The 19,010-nt window shown below is 47.6% G+C and carries 20 protein-coding genes; 14 read left to right on the top strand and 6 right to left on the bottom strand.

What is annotated here, in order from left to right:
* Positions 1-47: 47 nt before the first annotated feature.
* From U868_RS0105715 to U868_RS0105690, 6 genes are all read left to right on the top strand, one after another.
* Positions 48-782, top strand: a complete 735-nt coding sequence (locus U868_RS0105715) for a fimbrial biogenesis chaperone (RefSeq protein ID WP_025152446.1) — start codon at positions 48-50, stop codon at positions 780-782.
* Between the two features lie 19 nt (positions 783-801).
* On the top strand, positions 802-1,293 hold the full coding sequence (locus U868_RS0105710) for a fimbrial protein (RefSeq protein ID WP_025152445.1): 492 nt from the start codon (positions 802-804) through the stop codon (positions 1,291-1,293).
* 9 nt (positions 1,294-1,302) lie between these two features.
* Entirely contained in the window at positions 1,303-1,794 is a 492-nt protein-coding gene (locus tag U868_RS0105705; protein ID WP_080694321.1) for a fimbrial protein, read from the top strand.
* Positions 1,794-2,336: a fimbrial protein gene (locus U868_RS0105700; RefSeq protein ID WP_025152443.1), complete on the top strand. Its 543-nt coding sequence runs from the start codon at positions 1,794-1,796 to the stop codon at positions 2,334-2,336. Before U868_RS0105705 ends, U868_RS0105700 begins: the two co-directional genes overlap by 1 nt.
* Before the next feature lie 7 nt (positions 2,337-2,343).
* Positions 2,344-3,207, top strand: a complete 864-nt coding sequence (locus U868_RS0105695) for a hypothetical protein (RefSeq protein WP_025152442.1) — start codon at positions 2,344-2,346, stop codon at positions 3,205-3,207.
* Positions 3,208-3,305: 98 nt separating this feature from the next.
* A complete protein-coding gene (locus U868_RS0105690) occupies positions 3,306-4,208 on the top strand; it encodes a LysR family transcriptional regulator ArgP (RefSeq protein WP_025152441.1) in 903 nt (300 codons plus the stop codon).
* Positions 4,209-4,236: 28 nt separating this feature from the next.
* Here U868_RS0105690 and fba read toward each other — a convergent pair whose 3' ends face one another.
* From fba to U868_RS0105665, 5 genes are read right to left on the bottom strand one after another with little or no spacing between them, the layout of a single operon-like run.
* Positions 4,237-5,100 carry a class II fructose-1,6-bisphosphate aldolase gene (gene fba / locus U868_RS0105685; protein WP_025152440.1) on the bottom strand — a complete coding sequence of 288 codons (864 nt, stop codon included), beginning with the start codon at positions 5,098-5,100 and terminating at the stop codon, positions 4,237-4,239.
* 49 nt (positions 5,101-5,149) lie between these two features.
* Complete coding sequence (locus tag U868_RS0105680; protein ID WP_025152439.1) at positions 5,150-6,115, bottom strand: carbohydrate kinase family protein; 966 nt, start codon at positions 6,113-6,115, stop codon at positions 5,150-5,152.
* 34 nt (positions 6,116-6,149) lie between these two features.
* Complete coding sequence (locus U868_RS0105675; protein WP_025152438.1) at positions 6,150-7,544, bottom strand: PTS ascorbate transporter subunit IIC; 1,395 nt, start codon at positions 7,542-7,544, stop codon at positions 6,150-6,152.
* 29 nt (positions 7,545-7,573) lie between these two features.
* On the bottom strand, positions 7,574-7,855 hold the full coding sequence (locus U868_RS0105670; RefSeq protein WP_004234686.1) for a PTS sugar transporter subunit IIB: 282 nt from the start codon (positions 7,853-7,855) through the stop codon (positions 7,574-7,576).
* Positions 7,852-8,301 (bottom strand): PTS sugar transporter subunit IIA, encoded by a 450-nt coding sequence (locus tag U868_RS0105665; RefSeq protein ID WP_004234684.1) that lies wholly within the window; start codon positions 8,299-8,301, stop codon positions 7,852-7,854. Before U868_RS0105665 ends, U868_RS0105670 begins: the two co-directional genes overlap by 4 nt.
* 531 nt (positions 8,302-8,832) lie before the next feature.
* Here U868_RS0105665 and U868_RS0105660 point away from each other — a divergent pair.
* Complete coding sequence (locus tag U868_RS0105660; protein WP_025152437.1) at positions 8,833-10,017, top strand: hypothetical protein; 1,185 nt, start codon at positions 8,833-8,835, stop codon at positions 10,015-10,017.
* A 95-nt stretch (positions 10,018-10,112) separates the two neighbouring features.
* On the opposite strand, the gene U868_RS0105655 is transcribed toward U868_RS0105660, so the two are convergent.
* Entirely contained in the window at positions 10,113-10,994 is an 882-nt protein-coding gene (locus U868_RS0105655; RefSeq protein ID WP_051583024.1) for a hypothetical protein, read from the bottom strand.
* Between the two features lie 212 nt (positions 10,995-11,206).
* Here U868_RS0105655 and U868_RS0105645 point away from each other — a divergent pair, with 212 nt between their 5' ends.
* The 7 genes from U868_RS0105645 (at position 11,207) to U868_RS0105615 (ending at position 18,875) form a co-directional block, all read left to right on the top strand.
* The gene (locus U868_RS0105645) at positions 11,207-12,328 is read left to right on the top strand and encodes a DNA cytosine methyltransferase (RefSeq protein ID WP_025152435.1); all 1,122 of its coding nucleotides are present in this window, start codon (positions 11,207-11,209) and stop codon (positions 12,326-12,328) included.
* A gap of 81 nt (positions 12,329-12,409) precedes the next feature.
* Positions 12,410-12,880 carry a very short patch repair endonuclease gene (locus tag U868_RS0105640; RefSeq protein WP_025152434.1) on the top strand — a complete coding sequence of 157 codons (471 nt, stop codon included), beginning with the start codon at positions 12,410-12,412 and terminating at the stop codon, positions 12,878-12,880.
* Positions 12,881-12,886: 6 nt separating this feature from the next.
* The gene (locus U868_RS0105635; protein WP_025152433.1) at positions 12,887-13,585 is read left to right on the top strand and encodes a helix-turn-helix transcriptional regulator; all 699 of its coding nucleotides are present in this window, start codon (positions 12,887-12,889) and stop codon (positions 13,583-13,585) included.
* Positions 13,586-13,635: 50 nt separating this feature from the next.
* Positions 13,636-14,238 carry a glutathione S-transferase family protein gene (locus U868_RS0105630; protein WP_025152432.1) on the top strand — a complete coding sequence of 201 codons (603 nt, stop codon included), beginning with the start codon at positions 13,636-13,638 and terminating at the stop codon, positions 14,236-14,238.
* Positions 14,239-14,376: 138 nt separating this feature from the next.
* Positions 14,377-14,694 carry a DUF1471 domain-containing protein gene (locus U868_RS26320; protein WP_025152431.1) on the top strand — a complete coding sequence of 106 codons (318 nt, stop codon included), beginning with the start codon at positions 14,377-14,379 and terminating at the stop codon, positions 14,692-14,694.
* Positions 14,695-15,581: 887 nt separating this feature from the next.
* Positions 15,582-15,851: a helix-turn-helix domain-containing protein gene (locus tag U868_RS0105620; RefSeq protein WP_025152430.1), complete on the top strand. Its 270-nt coding sequence runs from the start codon at positions 15,582-15,584 to the stop codon at positions 15,849-15,851.
* A gap of 153 nt (positions 15,852-16,004) precedes the next feature.
* Positions 16,005-18,875, top strand: a complete 2,871-nt coding sequence (locus U868_RS0105615) for an autotransporter outer membrane beta-barrel domain-containing protein (RefSeq protein ID WP_025152429.1) — start codon at positions 16,005-16,007, stop codon at positions 18,873-18,875.
* Positions 18,876-19,010: the final 135 nt, after the last annotated feature.

Here is a 19,010-nt window from a genome sequence, read left to right as displayed (position 1 = left end):
GTTTGTATTTGACAGAATTAACAGATAAATCCGTAAGGAACCCTGACATGAGAAAAGTGACCACCTTATTCTGCGCTGCACTGACCACCCTGGCTGCCATTCCGGTAACCGCACGAGCCGCCATCGCACTCGACAGAACCCGTGTTATTTATAACGAAGGTGATAAAGCCGTACCGCTGACGGTCACCAATGAGCACCTCAGCAAACCGTATCTGGCGCAGTCCTGGATTGAGAACAGCACCGGACAGAAAATCACATCGCCGGTATTTGTTACTCCGCCGGTGCAGCGGATTGAGCCTAACAGCAAAAGCCAGATTAAAGTGCAGCTCTCTCCGGAAGCCGCCTCACTACCGGCTGACCGTGAATCCGTCTTTTATCTGAACGTCCGCGAGATTCCGCCGGCCGTTGAGAAAAGTAACGTGCTGCAAATCGCCCTGCAAACCAAGATCAAGCTGTTCTACCGTCCGAAAGCGATTCAGGTTCAGGAGCGGATGGAAAAAATCGCCGGTGCGGATGGCATCCGTCTGTCGCAGAACGGCGGGCAGTACACCATTGAAAACACCACGCCATACCATCTGTCGGTCACCCGTCTGGATGCCACCGGCGGAAAAGAAGTGAAATTTGAGCCGCTGATGGTATCACCGAAAGCCTCCGCCTCTTTCAGTGCACCTGCGCTGGGTAACGCGCCGGTTATTTATTACGTCAATGACTACGGTGATACCAAACCCCTGAAATTCAGCTGTGCCGGCAGCAGCTGTACCGTACAGTCAGACAGCAAATAATGAACAGGAGGAACCGCCGATGACACTGACCATGCTTTTCCGTACCGGCTGCGCAGCACTGTTGTGCCTGCCGCTGATGGTCTCCGGCGGTTCTTACACCTATATCGATGTGTATGTCCGCGGGGAGATATTTATCGCACCCTGCAAAATTAATCAGGGCGATAATATCCTGATTGATTTTAAGGATGTCTCCACCACCCGGATAGACAACGACAATTACCGCGAAAAACTGGATTACCGGATAGAGTGTCAGGATAACCGTGCCCGCGCCATGAAGCTGTATATCACCGGCACCTCATCCTCCGTCGATTCCCGCTATCTTTCCACCAGTGTCAGTGATCTGGCGGTGAAATTTCTGGCAGATGACAAGCTGATGCCGCTGAATGAAAAAATGACCATTCAGTATCCGGTACAACCCGGCATTATGGTTGTCCTGGCAAAGAAACCGGCAGTAAAACTGCCCGCCGGTGAATTCAGTGCCACGGCCACTATCCATATCGATTATGAATAAGGAATTGTGATGCGACATTTAATCGCACCCCTGATGCTGTCCTGCCTTGCTCTGCCGGTGTATGCCGCTACAGGGGTAGCACACAGTTCTGCTGAAATCCGGATCACCGGAAGGCTTCAGCCGCCGCCGCCCTGTAAAGTGAATAATAACGAAGAAATCCTGGTTGATTTTCAGCGTATCCAGATAAAAACGCTGGAAAAGTCAGATATCCGCAAAGATGTGGATATCCCCTTTGTCTGTGAGCAGGACTCAGAGAATTTCAAATATTTCCTCACCGTTGACGGGCCGCGGGCACAGTTCAATAACAAACTGGTGAAAACCAACCAGAACAATCTGGGCTTTACCGCTGAACTTGCCGGGGTAAAACTGGATTTAGGCAAAGCACACCCGGTAAACAGCCGCAATCTGACATTAACCATTGTGCTGACCAAAAACCCGGACGGGGACGTCACGCCCGGCGCTTTCAGCGGCACCGGCACTGTAACAATGGAGTATTTCTGATGAACCGCCCTGCTGCTTTCAGTCTGTTATTCAGCGGCGCACTGGCATTCTCCGCCGCCTTTATCCCGGCAAGCCATGCTGCCGATAATCTGCGGGTGACAGGGGAACTGTTTAACGACCCCTGTACGCTGCTGCCGGAAAATAAAGATATGCTGGTGGATTTCAGTGATGTCTCCCTGCCGGATCTGTATGAAGGGACTGAGGTGCACAAATCCTTTTCTCTGATCCTGTCTGATTGTGATACCACGGATATGAACCGCTTTAAGGTTAAATTCACCGGGACCGGCACCCCGGATATGCCATCCTATCTCGCTCTGGATCCGTCCAGTGACGCAGGCGGGTTTTCTATCGGCGTGCGGACAGATACTATTCCGCTGATCCCGCTGAATCAGTTTTCCGACGCCATGACCATTGCCGGAAACGGCGAGAACAACATCCGTTTTACCGCGTTTCTGCAGGTTGACCCGAAAGCAAAAGCCGATAAAACCATTAAGTACGGCGCGTTTAATTCCACCGCGTTTCTGACTATCGATTATTTCTGAGGCCGGTATGACCAGGATCTTCCGTTATATCAGTGTGCTGATCACACTCTTTTTATTTATACTGCCCGCGCAGGCGACGCTGTACAGCTACATTATCCGGTCGGAAGGTAAGCCGAAGGATATCGATTATTACTACCGGATTACCGCCTGGACTCCGCCGCCTGCGGGCAGCGTGCATCCTTGTGTGAAAGTGGGTCTGACAAAAAAATGTTACGCCAATATTAATCACCGCCACACAAACGCAGACCGGGGCGGTATATCCTCCCGTAATAACAGCGAATTTCAGGGACGCTGCCGGAATATGAACCTGATGACACTGCCGGATGCTACTGCCGTTTATAACTATATATATAATACCTGTTTCGGCGGACTGCCGTTTGACGGTGAAACCAATCACAAAGGTGATGTTATCCGTAACGAATGCGTGACCCTCTTTTTAACCAGCAGCCCGACCGCCGGTAACGGTTATATGTATCCGGATTCTGTCTGCGGCGTGGCGCCACCACCGGGCGGCATTTGCAGTTTTACTGCTGACTATCCGAGCGCCATTCTCGATCACGGCCGGATTCCGGATAATGAAATTAACGGTGACCAGGCCAGCCAGTACCTGAGAATGAAATGCAGCAAAGATGCCACCGTCCGGATTTACTCGGTGAGTGATACCGAATCCCGCCTGAAGCTGAAAAATAACCTCTACAGCAAACTGACACTGAACGGCTATCCGCTGAACGCGTCCGGCGGTGGTGTGCCTGTTTTTGTGCGCGGTGATTATGAAGCAAACGCACTGCTGAAAAGCACACTGGAAACCACCGGGCCGGTGGAAGCAGGGCCTTTTACCGGCAATATATCCATTATTATGACCATTGACTGATCGTCTTTACGCGCCGGTATGCCCGTACCGGCGTTTTTCCTCCCATCGCCCTTTTCGTGTAGAATAGCCGTACTTTTCACCACCACCGCAGGGTTTCCATGAAGAATGTCGATTATAAATCACTGAGATTGCTGGATCTGATTATCAAAGAGCAGGGATTCGAGAAAGCCTCAGCGAAACTCTTTATCACTCAGTCTGCGGTGTCCCAGCGGGTAAAACAGCTGGAAAATCAGGTCGGTTCCCTGCTGCTGACACGCACCGTGCCGCCAAAGCCGACCGAGCTCGGGCAAAAGCTGCTGGGTCTTCTGTACCACGTTGATTTAATTGAACATGATGCGTTTGATAATGAAAGCGGTAACCACGTGGTCACTATCCCGATCTCCATTAACGCCGACTCCCTTGCGACCTGGTTTTTATCCGCTATCAAGCCGATCCTGGATGATCGCGCCATTCGTCTGGATATTAAAGTGGATGATGAGAGCCGGACACTCGACTATCTGCTCAAAGGGGAGGCGGTCGGCGCAATCAGTATGCAGCCGCTGCCTGCTGTCGGCGGAACCTGTGATTATCTTGGAGCGATGGATTATATTTTTGTCTCCAGCCCGGCTTTTGCGGAAAAATATTTCAGCAAAGGAGTGACCAAAGAGACCCTGCTGCGGGCACCGGTGGTGTCATTTAACCACTCATCAGATATGCACCATATCTTTTTGCAGGAGTATTTCCGTTTAACACCGGGAAGCCTGAACAGCCATATTGTACCGTCATCAGAGGCCTATATTCAGCTGGTACTGCAAAACTCCGCCTGCTGTATGATTGCGGAACATCAGATTAAACATGAGCTTGAATCCGGACGGATGATTAATCTGGTGCCGGAACTGGTGCAGCAAAAACAGCTTTACTGGCACCGTTACCAGCCGGAATCCGGCACATTACAGCGGATTTCACAGGCCATTATTAATAATGCCAAAGATTATCTGACCCAATCCCCGGTGACCGCCTGAGCGGCGGCCACCGCAGGATCTGACGGGGTTACAGAGACTGCCCGGCAGAGCCGAACAGGCGCATACGCTCTTCCACCCGCTCCGCAACCGGCTGCAATCCTTTCATAATCACTTTGCGCGGGTCGTTGATATCATGCGCGCCCTGCTGTTCAAACTGCTCTTTCACAGACAGGCACCACGCATACATATTTTCCGTATTAACGTTGATTTTCGCCGTACCGAGTGAAATGGCTTTCTTCATATCCTCATCCGAAATACCGGTTCCGCCGTGCAGTACCAGCGGCACTTTCACCAGCTGCGCGATATGCTGCATTTCCGCAAAACCGAGCTTCGCCTTGCCTTTATACAGCCCGTGTGTCGAGCCGAGCGCCGCTGCCAGGCAATCCACACCGGTTTCTTCCACCAGCGTCTGACACTCTGCCGGGTCCGCATAAATCACGTGAGAATTCACAATTCCGTCTTCACTGCCCGCGATGGTGCCCAGCTCTGCCTCCACAGACACACCACGGCGGTGCGCGTAAGTCACCAGGCGTTTGGTGATTGCCAGGTTTTCGGCAAACGGCATATGTGAACCGTCGAACATCACGGAGCTGAAACCGGCTTTAATAGCCGCTTCGCAGGCTTCATAAGACTGGCCGTGATCCAGATGCAGTGCCACCGGCACATCTATTTCCAGAAACTCCATCGCATTCACCACAATATCGTGAATACATTTCAGCCCGAGCATATGTTTTATGGTTCCGCCGGAGACACCTAAAATAACCGGGGAACGCAGTTGCTGTGCAACTTTTAATACCGTACCGGTCCACTCCAGGTTATTAATATTAAACTGACCGACGGCGTACTGGCGTGCAAAGGCACGATTGAGCATATTCTCCATCGAAACTAACATCGGATTTCCCCTTGTTGGCGTATAACTGGAATTTAATCAAAAACCAGTATTAATCAAAATAGTGTTTCAGATTTCTTTCGTATTTATTCACCGCATTATGGACATCCGCCAAATCCGGCATTGATTCGCGCACCCCTTTTTTCTCAATTGAGATGGCTGCTGACAGACTGGCAAATAAAATAATATTCTCAATATGCCAGTTATAATGAACCCCGTACGTAAATGCGCCATGAAATATATCACCGGCACCGGTTGTATCAATGGCATTACAGATAAATGCCGGTGATATTGTCAGCATTCCGTTTTGCAGATACGCACAGCCTTTCTCACCCAGCGTAATAAATGCCTCACCCCGGGCCAGTTTATTCAGTTCCGTTAATGCCGTTTTTAACTGAATATCAGTGGTGAATTTATCAATCTCAATCAGATCACGGGCAAAGTTTTCACTGGCGACCAGATAATCGGTATATTTCGCCAGATTTAAATTGCTTTCCCGCAGTGACCCCGCGTCCATCACGACGCGGGCATCAGGCAGACGGGTAAGAATATATTCACTCAGCTCCGGTTCATGACCATCAATTAATACCGTGATGACTTCCCCTTTATCCTCCTGTGTCAGGCGGGCAATCAGCTCATCAATTTTCAGTTTTTCTTCAAATGTCATACGCGGCGGAGAGACCAGTTTGCGCGTAATAATTGTCCGGGAGCCATTTAACTGATTCACTAATACAGATGCCAGCGGTGTGATCATTTCATCGTTAAAAATAACGTAATCGGTATTCACACCCACATCATGAAACTCATCAATAATTTTCTGGCCATAGATATCGTGGTTAAGGTGTCCGGTAAAATAAATATCCTCTCCCCACAATCCCAGTAACCATGCCGCATTGGCACAGGGTCCGCCACCGCTTTCAATAAAATCGCCGGAGAAATTTTTGCTGTTCTCCTCCGGCCAGCGGTTAAGAAAGAAGAACTGGTCGAAGCAGGATAAACCGACAGAAATTACTGCCATAACAACTCCTTAAAACCTTTCGTCAGTATCATGTTTACTTATGTGCGCGGTCTTTTTCCATTAATTCGTCATAGCTCAGGGTATCACCCACCACTTTGACGGATTTAAAGGCAAACGGCGCCAGTAATGCCAGAACCAGAACAAAACAAATCAGGTAAATCGCAATCTGACCGAAGTGGGTAAAGGCTTCACCGATAACAATGCCCCACACCGCGAAGTCAAAGTCTGCAAAGGTACTGTTTTCGAAGCCCAGGTTGCCCAGCGCCGGTAACAGCATGGCCGGTAAGAAGGCGAGGAAAATACCGCCGATAAAGGAGGCGATAATACAGCCCTTTTTGCCGCCCAGTTTGTCCGCAAATACACCGGATGTACCGCCGCAGAAGAAGTGCGGCACCATGCCCGGGATAATCAGCGCCATCCCCAGACCGCCCAGCATCAGCATGCCGACAAGCCCGCCGATAAAGGAGCTGATAAAGCCGATCACCACTGCTGTCGGGCTGAAGGTAAAGAAGACAGCACAGTCGACCGCCGGAATCGAGTTCGGGATCAGTTTCTGGCTGATACCCTGGAACGCAGGCACCAGATCACCCAGGATTAAGCGCACGCCGCTGTAAACAATCGCCACACCCACCGCGAACTGCAGACCGGTCAGGATAGAGAAGATCACCATATTCTGCTCAGTGATGGTGCTGATATAAGCGGAACCGGCAACGATGCTGCACACCAGATAAATCACCACCATCACAATACCGGTCGTTACAGTGGTATCGCGCAGGAAGCCCCATTTTTCGGAGATTTCAGTATCCGCAAATGAGTTTTCCGCTTTACCGGTTTTTGCCGCAATCCAGGCCGACAGGTAATAACCGAGGGAACCAAAGTGCCCCATGGCAATACCGCCGTCTTCCGTTACGCGCTTGGTATAACGCTGCCCGATTGCCGGTGAAATAGCAGACCAGGCACCCAGCAGGAAACCGCCGATAATCACCATTTCCCAGCCTTTGAAATGCGCGGCCTGTAATACCGCCGAGAATAAGCAGGCTAAAAAGAAAGAGTGGTGACCGGTTAAAAAGATATATTTATATTTGGTAAAACGGGCAATCGCCAGGTTGAAAATAAAGCCGAGTAATAAAATACTCATGGTTTCCACGCCCAGTAACTTCTGGGCAACAGACACAATCGCTTCGTTATTCGGAATAACGCCCCGGATATTAAAACCGGCTTCAATAATACCACCGAGCGGATTCAGGTTTGCCACAATAACGCCGGCACCTGCACTCAGCATTAAATAACCGAGGATCGGTTTTAATGTCCCGGTTAATAATTTATTGACCGGTGACCGTAATGCCAGTAACCCCACCAGGGAGATAATCCCCATAAGAAAGGCAGGCTGACTGAATATCTCAGTCAGGAATGAGAGAATATAAGCCATAATTTAATTCCTGTAACAAGAATGAACTATCAGGACTGACTCAGTTTCAGTAAAGCGTCTTTAATATCTTCCGCAATTTTAGCTTTATGCACATAACTGCGGATCACGGCAACTTCACACTGCGGCGGAAATTGTGATGCCAGCTCTTTAATCGTGACATACAGATCCGCTTTCTCACCCACGGCATTGGCAAAATCCACTGAAGCCACATCGGCTTTTATGCCCATCTCCTCACAAATTTTTTTCACGTTATTGGCGGCCATTAATGAGCTGCCGATACCATTGCCGCACACTGTTCTTATTTTAATCATGCTGTCCTCTCTATCGACGTCCGGATAAACTGTAAAATCTGTTCTTTGTTATTCTCTTTTACAAACTCAGTAATATTATTTTCAATCAGATCAGCCACGGTCTGAATCAGATGAATATGGGTATCTGAATCTGTCGCGCTGATAGCAATAATGACATTGACCGGATCAAATTCCTCATGATGAAACACCAGTGGTGTACCGGTCACCACCACGGAGAACGCAGTTTTTAATGCCCCTTTTTCCGGTCTCGCATGCGGCATCGCCACCCCGGTATCCAGCACAATCACCGGCCCGAACTCATGATATACGCGGATCATTTCCTCAATATAATCAGGGGTACAGGCACCTGATTTTTGCAGTAACTCACCGGCATAGCGGATGCCTTCTTCCGGAGAGGCAAAATTCTGATTCAGGGATAACAGCCCGCTCTCAAAATGAATATCCAAAACCGAACTCCTGATGTGATTTTTTCTTATTTTAAAGATGGCTTATTTACGCCTAAATAAATAGCGACGAAGATCACATTCCGGTTTTAAGAATGTGAAGCTGATCTCGTTTGCCTGAAATAACGCTTTATCGTGTAAAGCAAAAAATATTTCTTTTAATTCAATTAATTACTTTTTACAGGAAATTTCGCTGTTTTTATTTCCCGGGCTGAATATGTGGCCTGAGTCATATTTTTACTGGTGAAAATATGATGTTCATCACATTTTTCAGGGCGTTGAGTCGTCACTTTGCGGTGCGGATCAAATTGAGGGGCAAAATTGATTTCTTTTTAACCGGTGATAAAAAAAGAAGCCCGGAGAGGAGCGCTATACCGGACTACAGTGCTGTTATCGGTACGCCTTCCGCCGGTGATAACCGTATTCTCCGTCTCCGTTTCATTCACATAGCGTGTATATAGTCACATCATACAAATATTGACCACAGGTTATCCTTTTTGTAACTTATCGGAATATATTTGATAAGGAATTCTTATGTCTGATACATTCACTGCACTGTTTAAACAAGCGCTCTATCTGCTGGTTAAATATACTCCATTTTTAATATTATTTTCCGGATTAACCATTTGGTTCTATCTTAGCCATATCGGAAGAATAAATATATTCCCTGAGATTCTGTCTTCTTATTCCAGTTTTATCTCAATTTTAGCCTCCCTGTTCTTTATCGGAACAGCATTTAGTATTACATTTATTCTGCCAAGCTTAGTTCTGTTCCTCCTTCATTTAACCCTCAACCAAAAAGACAACTTTAAATACATAAAGAATACACCTATCGTCAGTACATTCATATCCTGTGCTTTTATTGCCATATTATTATCCATATCAGCCTATAATGTCAGTTACAAAAAAGATGTTTCTTTCGACATAACATGGATAACCGTAACTTCAGCATCGTTACTTTATGCCATAATAAATATAGGTATAAACTACACCTACATAAAAAGAAAATCATTGACTAAAAACACATTTTATTTTATTGGAATAACAGTAGCTACAACTGCTTTTATGTCAATATCATCATTATCAATCTCATTCCCCATGTCATTGATTTTAAGCAAAGTCTCTGCTGATAACGCTGTATCATCATTTTTTCTTTCAGTAATTTTATTAACATTTACTTTCTTTTGTTTTATACCGGCATCAATTTACTATCGTCAATTCGATAACAAATTAATTAAACCAGAAAAAAATGAAGTATCATTAATGATTATTTCCATACCTTTGGTTGTTTTCTTTTTGGTTTGTATGCTGGTTCCCGGGTTATCTGTCAGCATTATACACCTATCCCTGAATACCCTTGGTTTTTCAGACTCTCAAACACATTATTACTATATCAGCAACAAAAAATACACTTCAGATATGTTTAACAAAGATGACTGGAATCCTGTCACGCAGGGAACATTTGACAAAAAATTATACATTAAAGGTGTCAGTTTGTTTTCAATGTCAGGGAAAAAACTTATTTGTCCTGAATATACGCATAAGCTTCAAATTGAAACCTACAAAACAGACTTATATAAGCAACACTTTGAACTGGATAAAGATAAAATGAAACAGCTTAAGGCTGCCACACAAAACTGTATCCTGTTTAACAATGATGATATCCAGCAATGGGATACATTATTCGATGATACGGGAAAACTAAAAGGATCTGAATAATTATGGGAGTGGCCGTCCGGCTGCCGGTCAGCAGGGATAAACAGGCCGCACCGGTAAAATAATTTACCGGGCGGCATCACCATTATGCCGCTTTCCTATTCCCGGGCCAGCGCAATTCCGGTAATGGCTCCCTGCTGATAAATAACTTTTTTCCGTCCATCTGACAAATTCACTTTATAAATGCAGCCGGAAAGATCAGCTACATACGCAAGATCATCGTCTGTGTCCATCGCCAGACCGATTGCTTCCCGGAACCCCCGGGCGATAACCCGGTGATTATGCAGCCCCGATTCGTTAAAATCCGCCATATTCAGGCTGTTACCATCCGGCGGTGCCCCCCGGTCAGTCCAATATAATCTGCCGTTCTGTAAATCAAGGCTCAGATCGATAGGTTCCGGCAACCCGGATAACAACACCGAAATATCTGCGTCATTAATTTCTTTGCCATCACTGAATTTATCCAGACTCAACCGGAAAATACGGCCTTGCCCGCCTTTTGATGCCCCTTTTTGAGTCCAGTACAAGTCATTATTTAATGTATCAACGGCAATACCTACACACTGGTCAGCAATATCCGCTACTGTGCTACCCGCAGAACGTCTGCTGACAATTGTCTGTATGTTTTCGCCTGCGGTTGTACAACGCATCACAGCACCACCTTCACGATCACACCAGTACAACTCCTGCCGGGAATGATGTAAAAACAGTTGTTTCCCGGTCATAAATATACCCGGCGGTATCAGTAACTGCGGATTTTCCCCCCGCAACCCGCAACATCCGACAGCACCGTCTTTTTCCGTAAATGGCGCTTCTCCCATGTTTGTCCAGTAAATAACCCGGTTTTCCGTATCAGCCACAATACCGTCGAGCATTCCGGGTACCGGTCCCATAATCACTGTCTGCGAAAAATCCCGCAGATCCAGCCGGATAATCTTATTTCCTTCCGTTTGCAAAAAGTACAGAACTGACTGTGCCATCACGTTTACCCCTCAGAGAAAACAACGGTAAAATTACCGAATCACCTTACCTGATATTTCATTATTGCGGGTTAATGAAAGATATAGCAGTCATCGTTTTTTTAGTAACACAATAACTGCCGCTGCTGTTTCCCGGAGCCCCGGGCAGTGATATAGTGCCGGGGTAAAACCGGCGCACTGCCCGGCGGATGTTTCCCGAACCGGAGATGATTTTGAAAAAACACCCTGAGGACGCCCCTTTCCGGCAGTCACCCGAGGATAATTGCAGATTCACCTTTATCGATCTTTTTGCCGGCATCGGCGGGATCCGGCTGCCCTTTCAGCAACAGGGGGGGCGTTGTGTGTTCACCTCTGAGTGGGATAAATTCGCCCAGCGCACCTATTTTGCCAATTACGGGGAGATGCCTGACGGCGATATCACCCGGATCGCCGCAAAAGATATTCCGGATCACGATATTCTTCTCGGCGGTTTTCCGTGCCAGGCATTTTCACAGGCAGGTGCGCGTCAGGGGTTTAACGACACCCGCGGCACCATGTTCTTCGAAGTTCAGCGCATCATGACGGAGAAACGACCGAAAGCGTTTCTGCTGGAGAACGTCAAACAACTGCGCGGTCATGACGGCGGCCGGACGTTACAGACCATCCTCGATATTCTGCGCGGACAGTATGAACAGACCGTACCGGATAATATTCCGCTGAGTGAGGAGACGCGCAGCGCGTTATCGCAAAAACTGAACTATTGGGTTGATTTCCGTGTGCTGCGTGCCGCCGATTTCGGTATTCCGCAAAACCGCGAGCGTATTTTTATCATCGGTTTCGATCGAGACCAGTTTCCGGATGCGGATTTTGATACCTTATTTTCCTGGCCGGAACCGACTCATCAGCCCACCCGTCTCGGCGATATTCTCCAGAGCAAAAAAACACTGGAGGAAGATGCCGTGCGCTATAAAAAAGATCGTTTTACCATCTCAGATAAATTATGGGCCGGCCATCAAAAACGGAAAAAAGAACATAAAGCCAAAGGTAACGGCTTCGGATATTGTCTGTTTGATAAAAACAGCGAATATACCAACACTCTGAGCGCCCGCTATTATAAAGACGGTTCTGAGATCCTGATTGACCAGTCGCGGGACGGTAAAAACCCGCGTAAACTCACCCCGCGGGAATGCGCGAACCTTCAGGGATTTCCGGAAAATTATATTACTGATGCCGTTTCCCTGGGACAAATTTATAAACAGTTTGGTAATTCTGTTTGTATGACGGTTGTGGAAGCGATTGCGGAACAACTCACTGCAGCATTAGTGCGAGCCGGTGCATTACCGCCGGTAAAATAATCTTCCGGCGGCGTACCGCATATTTTCCCGGCGAAATAGGGTAATCTGGGTTTATTCCTGAAATCAGCGGCTGAAAATCCGATGGATGTACATGACCAAGAAACCCGTTCCCGGAATATGCGTGCCATCCGCAACCGGGATACCAAACCGGAACATCATGTCAGAAAGCTGTTGCATCATAACGGCTTCCGTTTCCGGCTATATCCGGCAGCGTTGCCCGGAAAACCCGATATATGGATGGCAAAATGGCGGACGGCGATCTTTATTCACGGCTGTTTCTGGCATATGCATGATTGTGAGAAATTCCGTCTCCCCGCCACCCGGACAGAATTCTGGCAAAAAAAATTATCAGAGAATAAAATCCGTGATGAAAAATATATCGCAGAACTGCACCGCATGGGGTTACGCACATTAATCATCTGGGAATGTGCCCTGACCGGAAAAACCAAACTGTCTGACCCGATGCTGCTGACATTAATAAAAACCTGGCTGATAAGCAGTGCCGTTTCAGGCAGTATTACGGACTCCGGATTAACGATCACGCCAGGCTGATACCTTATGACACGCACCCAGCGCTTACTCACCTTATTACAGATCCTGAAAGAGAACCGTTATCCGGTCACAGCGGATTCCCTCGCCACGCAATTACACATCAGTGTGCGTTCCGTTTACCGGGATATTGAAACCCTGCGTTGCCAGGGTGCCGACATTACCGGTGAGGCCGGTCTCGGCTATCAGATGAAATCCGGCTTACTGCTGCCGCCGATGATATTTGATGTTAATGAACTGGAAGCCTTAATTCTGGGATTGCGCTGGGTACAGAGTAATGCGGATGATGAACTGAAAGCGTCTGCTGCCCGTGCGGCCAATAAAATTAATGCTGTGGTGAAAAATGAATCCCGTGCTGTTTTCAGCGACAGCACATTATTTGTGCCCGCCTCACAACTGACACAGATTGATAATATCATTGCCGGGAAATTGCGCCGCAGTCTGCGGGAAGAGCTGAAAATCAAACTGCATTATCAGGATAAAGAGGCACAGACCAGCAACCGGATTATCTGGCCGATTGCCATCGGTTATATGAAAGAGGTGCAGGTACTGGCCGCCTGGTGTGAATTACGTCAGAGCTACCGGCATTTCCGGCTCGACAGAATTCAATCCTGTGACGTATTAACCGACAAACTGCCGTACCCGAAAAAATACCTGCTCGATCGCTGGCGAAAAGAAATCCTCTGCATCCCTCCTGACAGATTCTGACACTCCCCTCACTTATGATGATGCCTCAACATATTCAACAGGAGAGCATCATGAGCGGACTGACACTTTATACCAATGCAATGTCACGCGGGAATACCGTCGATTTATTTTTGAAAATTCTGGGTGTGCCGTATCAGCGCACGGAACTGGATTATGGTGCGGATATGCATACCCCGGAATATCTGGCTATCAACCCGATGGGTAAAGTACCGGCATTAACCGACGGCGACCGTGTTATCACGGAAACAGCCGCCATCTGCATGTATCTTGCCGACAAATTTATTGAAAAAGGCTTTGCACCGGCGATTGACGCTCCGGAGCGCGGCACCTATTACCGCTGGTTCCTGTTCACCGCCGGTCCTGTTGAAGCCGCCTTCACCGCCAAAGAAATGGGCCTGGTACTGACAGAAGAAGAACAGAAAATGTCCGGGTTCGGCTCCTTTGACCGGGTAATGGCCTGCCTGGAAACCGGGCTGGCTGAGGCAGCACCCTATTTATGCGGCAACACCATGACTGCCGTTGATGTGTATACCGGCTATTTCCTGATGTTCCTGGCCAAACATGACTTAATTGCCCTCTCTCCGGTCATGAAAGCGTATTTGGACAGCCTGACGTTAAACCCGGCATTTGCCGCAGCCTTCTCCGGAGAATAACAGCAATCCTCCCTGCCATAAGGCGGATGCAAAAATACAGCATCCGCCATTTCTGCACTTTCTTTTACCGTTTATCCGCAGTACAGTTTCCTCATTAATCTCTTTACGGTAACTCACCCGGCAGAGGAAATAATGATAATGAATACTCTGAAAATAATCGCATTCCCGGTTCTGCTTTTTATTTCGGTTTCCGGTTTTGCACAAACGGTTACCGCCCGGGGAGATACATTATCTGACGCAGAAGCCAAAATAGCCCGTCAGGCAGAAAACGCCGGTGCCGGATACAAGATAACCAGTGCCGGGGTCGGCCGGGTCACGTATGTTACGGCCACACTGACACCATTACCGGAACATCTGCAAACACCCCGCAAGATTTCATCTGAAGAAAAATATATTCAAAATAATGTATCACCACACAATGAAAATATAAAAAATTACCGGCTGACTGAAAAGTAAAAAACTATTTTATTCACGGGTATACTATACAGAATAATTCCGGCCTCTTTATTACCCTGCATCATGACAGGCAAAACTCTGCTGAATGTTGCTGCCTGACATACCCGTCAAAAATTATCCTACCGGTATCCGGTAGCCGAATATTAAAACTCACCGTAAATAGTCTGCAGCCACATCCTGAAACACTATTATCCGCTATCCTGACACTTGTTTTTCCGCAGGATAAACGGGTATTTCAGGTTATTTACCTCACAAAAGCCGGTTAATCCGGTTCCTATGGTGAATAATATTGCGCGGCCATTCATGAAAAGCTGAAAACAACATAAAAAATAGGTAATTCACAAAACATCAGAGGAATGATCTGGCCAATCCGGAAAGAAAAGTGTAAGCATGTGTGTATTCACTATCACTGCTTCCGGAGGCGCTATCCGGAAAAGTCGAAACATATAACACCTGCTGAACCATTTCAGTGAAATGCAAAAAACAAAAAATAACCCATTGAATAAAATATAAAAAATGATATTTCACAATTAATTTATGCGGTTTTTTTCTTACACTAATTACACGTAAAAGATCGTTAAAACCGATCAATAATAACGTCGTGATAGTTTTTGCCTATCACGTAGCGCGTATCGATCGTTAATAACAATTTTTTATATTTTTATATGCCTTGTATATTTCATTATCAGATGATAATTATTTATACGCGGCAGGAGAGTAGCTGTAATTAATATTATTACATCCGGATTTGTAATAAATTATTACAGGATATTACGATTTTTATTTTTCTATTAATTAATATCACTCTCTGCTGAATCAGTATCGCTGTCATATAAGGAAGCATATCACACCTGTATCCTGTTATGGCCCGATGAGTGGAATCTATTATGAAAAATAATCAGATATTACTGCATGATGTCGGCGCACTGATACGAAAGTTACGCAAAGAAAAAAGAATGAGCGGTGTTGATCTTGGTGCAGAACTGGGGATCAGTCAACAACAGATCTCGCGCTATGAAAATGCCACGAGTGAAATATCGGTATCAACACTGATTAATATACTTACTGTATTTAATATAACACCTGCTGAATTTTTTACCCGTATATATAATACGGAACATCATTCTTTCAGAAAATACACCACCAGGAGCCGGTAAATACCGGTTAATAAATCTGTTAATTATTGTTGTTACGCATCAGGGAGAACTATCCTGTTTTTCGTCTCACATCAATAACCATAACAATAAAAAATATCTTATTTACATAATTTTTATGTTTTCCGGAAAATAAAAATTATGAAAAGGAATACTATGAAAATTAAATTATTTATCAGGGGATATCAGGGATCCCCTTATTCTGAATTCACCGCATTATCACTCCGGGGCTGGTTAGCCGCCGCCGGACTTCTCAGCCTGAGTACCGCAGTCTGTTTACAGACTGCACAGGCTGCGGATATCGGCAGTCAGAGTGGTACCAATATTACCGTTAACGATGGCGACCGGATCACCGGCGATACCGGGGATGCATCCGGAAACCGCTATGGTGTTCTGAATACTTATAACAATAACTCCGGAACCATCAGCCTTGGTAATAATGTCACTGTTAGCGTGACAGACATGGCCAAATACGCCAAAGGCGTGGTTATTCAGGGAAATAACAGCGTATTAAGCGCCAATGGCTTATCGGTGGATGTAAACGGTAAAAGCGCTATTGGTATTGACCTGTCCGGTAAAAAAGTACAGGCCAACCTGGGAACCGGCACCCGTGTTAACGTTGAAGGAACCGGGATGGCAAAAGGCGTGGTGGTCAGCAATGCCTCCTCACTGACCGCCGATCGCCTCTCTGTTGAAACCAAAGGTGACAGTGGTATCGGCCTGTCCGTTAATGATTACGGCAGTAATGCCCGCCTGGGCAGCGGCAGCACAATCAAAACTAACGGAAGCGGCAGTTCCGGGGTTTATGTCGCCGGACTGAACGGCACATCATCTGAAGGCCCGGCGCATTTTACCGCCACCGGGCTGACCATCGATGCACAGGGATCCAGTGCATACGGTATGAACATCCAGAGTGGCTCAATTGTTGATCTGGGTACCGGCAGCAAAATTATGACCAACGGCTACAACGGCCAGGGCATCTGGAGCTTCGGTAAACTCAAAGCCGATGCCCTGACAATTATTGCGCGGGGTGATATCGCCAACGCACTTGAAGTCCGGGCGGAAACTGCCGACATCGGTGCCGGTAGTCACTTTTCCTCTGAATCCGGCGGTGGTCTGGTCACTAACGGTACCACTGCGACGATTAATTTCACCGGCACAGCGGATAACCGCAATACCATTTTTGCCGGGGGCTCTTACGGAGCATCTGCTCAGTTTTCCGGTGCTAAAATCAATCTGGAAAACACCGATATTACGATTGACCGTAACGGCAGTCTGGCTCTGGGATTGTGGGCGCTGGGCGGCGGCGTCATAACCGGTGAAAATATCTCGGTGACAGGCGCTGCCGGTACCCGTGGTATCTATGCCATGACCAGTAGTCTGATTGATCTGACCGGCGGCCTGACCATTAATATGGCAACCGCTGATCAGATAGCGATTGCCACTCAGCACAATGACGGCTATGCCGCCAGCCGGATTAATGCAACGGGCAAAATGCTGATCAACGGCGGTATTCAGTCACGTGGCGGGCTGATCAATGTGGATATGACATCCGGTTCACAGTGGACCGGGAACGCCTACAGCGATAACCTCAACGGCGGGCAGCTGAACGTCACCATGGACAACAGCCGCTGGAATGTCACGGATGATTCCGGCCTGGATAATCTGGTACTGAATAATACCACCGTCGATTTATCGCACCGGTTATCCGGCACCGGTTACTCAACACTGAGTATCGCCAATCTCAGCGGTAACGGCGCATTCACGCTGCGCACCGATATTGTCGGTGACGGCGATGGTGTCAACAACGCCGGTGATAAACTGGTGGTAACCGGTACCAGCTCTGGTGATCATTCATTAACCGTCTTAAACCGCGGCAGCCTGGCCACAACCGGGAATGAAATTCTGACCGTCGTGGAAACCGCAGATGGTACAGCTAATTTCACTTCCGCGTCTGAAGTCGAGTTAGGCGGCTACCTGTATGATGTGCGCAAGAATGGCAATAACTGGGAACTGTACTCCTCAGGCGCCTATGTTCCGCCACCGGTAGTTCCGGATCCTGATCCTGAGCCGGAACCAAAACCGAAGCCGGAACCTGAAAAACCGAAACCACCGATCACCACCACCGCAGATGCAGGCGGTAATTTCCTGAACGTGGGTTATCTGATTAACTACGCAGAGACTCAGACACTGATGCAGCGCATGGGTGACCTGCGTCAGAACGGCGGAGATAATAATGCATGGCTGAGAGGCTTCGGCGGTAAATTCAATTCCTTTGCCGGCGGTAAAATGAGCGGATTCGGCATGGCCTACGGCGGCACACAACTGGGCTTTGATAAACGTATCTCACCCGACACGCCGCTGTATATCGGTACCTTTGCGGGCTTAACGCAGGGCTCGCCGGACTATCGCGGCGGGGACGGCACTGTCCGCACATACCATCTGGGGCTTTACACCACCTATATGGCAGATAACGGTTTCTATGTTGACGGTATTGCCAAAATTTCACGGCTGAAAAACAAATTCAGCGTATCGGACAGCCAGAACAATACAGTCAGCGGCGACGGCAGCTCAACGGGTGTCAGTTTATCAGCGGAAGCAGGCCGGAAATTCAGCCTGAGCCAGACCGGCAATGGTTTCTATATCGAACCGCAGGCGCAGCTGACCTACAGCCATCAGGGCTCAGCCGGTATTCACGCCGGCAACGGCCTGAAAATCGACCTCAGCAGCTATGATTCCACCATCGGACGCGCCGGTACACTGATCGGTTATGAAACCACAACCGGTGACAACCGGATCAACGTTTACCTGAAAACCGGTTTTGTCAGAGAGTTTCAGGGCAACACCGACTATAAACTCAACGGCTCCCGCGAAGCACACAGCTTCAAAGGAAACTGGTGGAACAACGGACTGGGCATCAGCGCCGGTATCAGCAAAAAACATACCCTGTATGCTGAAGCTGACAGCGCAACAGGCAACCGGTTTGATCAGTACCAGATTAACGGCGGATACCGTTTCAGCTTTTAATATGTGAGGTGCTGTAAGTAAAAAGACGGGGAGGAATCTTCGTCTTTTTTGCTTTCAGGAAAGTCCGGTTTACAGCAGATATCAATGTGAAATATTTCTTCAATACGGTGGCGTTTTTCAGCACCTGTGTTGTCC

It is taken from the genome of Morganella morganii H1r, assembly GCF_000633515.1.
Classification (GTDB): domain Bacteria; phylum Pseudomonadota; class Gammaproteobacteria; order Enterobacterales; family Enterobacteriaceae; genus Morganella; species Morganella morganii_B.
Note: the sequence above shows the minus strand (reverse complement) of the source record. Positions and strands in the feature narration are given on the sequence as shown.

Excerpts from the sequence above, each read along its gene's own strand:
- U868_RS0105705 (WP_080694321.1), top strand. The coding sequence starts at position 1,303 with ATGCGACATTTAATCGCACCCCTGATGCTGTCCTGCCTTGCTCTGCCG.
- U868_RS0105635 (WP_025152433.1), top strand. The coding sequence starts at position 12,887 with ATGACACGCACCCAGCGCTTACTCACCTTATTACAGATCCTGAAAGAG.
- U868_RS0105695 (WP_025152442.1), top strand. The coding sequence starts at position 2,344 with ATGACCAGGATCTTCCGTTATATCAGTGTGCTGATCACACTCTTTTTA.
- U868_RS0105670 (WP_004234686.1), bottom strand. The coding sequence starts at position 7,855 with ATGATTAAAATAAGAACAGTGTGCGGCAATGGTATCGGCAGCTCATTA.
- U868_RS0105655 (WP_051583024.1), bottom strand. The coding sequence starts at position 10,994 with ATGGCACAGTCAGTTCTGTACTTTTTGCAAACGGAAGGAAATAAGATT.
- U868_RS0105660 (WP_025152437.1), top strand. The coding sequence starts at position 8,833 with ATGTCTGATACATTCACTGCACTGTTTAAACAAGCGCTCTATCTGCTG.
- U868_RS0105615 (WP_025152429.1), top strand. The coding sequence starts at position 16,005 with ATGAAAATTAAATTATTTATCAGGGGATATCAGGGATCCCCTTATTCT.
- U868_RS0105690 (WP_025152441.1), top strand. The coding sequence starts at position 3,306 with ATGAAGAATGTCGATTATAAATCACTGAGATTGCTGGATCTGATTATC.
- U868_RS0105630 (WP_025152432.1), top strand. The coding sequence starts at position 13,636 with ATGAGCGGACTGACACTTTATACCAATGCAATGTCACGCGGGAATACC.
- U868_RS0105715 (WP_025152446.1), top strand. The coding sequence starts at position 48 with ATGAGAAAAGTGACCACCTTATTCTGCGCTGCACTGACCACCCTGGCT.
- U868_RS0105620 (WP_025152430.1), top strand. The coding sequence starts at position 15,582 with ATGAAAAATAATCAGATATTACTGCATGATGTCGGCGCACTGATACGA.
- fba (WP_025152440.1), bottom strand. The coding sequence starts at position 5,100 with ATGTTAGTTTCGATGGAGAATATGCTCAATCGTGCCTTTGCACGCCAG.
- U868_RS26320 (WP_025152431.1), top strand. The coding sequence starts at position 14,377 with ATGAATACTCTGAAAATAATCGCATTCCCGGTTCTGCTTTTTATTTCG.
- U868_RS0105710 (WP_025152445.1), top strand. The coding sequence starts at position 802 with ATGACACTGACCATGCTTTTCCGTACCGGCTGCGCAGCACTGTTGTGC.
- U868_RS0105640 (WP_025152434.1), top strand. The coding sequence starts at position 12,410 with ATGGATGTACATGACCAAGAAACCCGTTCCCGGAATATGCGTGCCATC.
- U868_RS0105675 (WP_025152438.1), bottom strand. The coding sequence starts at position 7,544 with ATGGCTTATATTCTCTCATTCCTGACTGAGATATTCAGTCAGCCTGCC.
- U868_RS0105680 (WP_025152439.1), bottom strand. The coding sequence starts at position 6,115 with ATGGCAGTAATTTCTGTCGGTTTATCCTGCTTCGACCAGTTCTTCTTT.
- U868_RS0105700 (WP_025152443.1), top strand. The coding sequence starts at position 1,794 with ATGAACCGCCCTGCTGCTTTCAGTCTGTTATTCAGCGGCGCACTGGCA.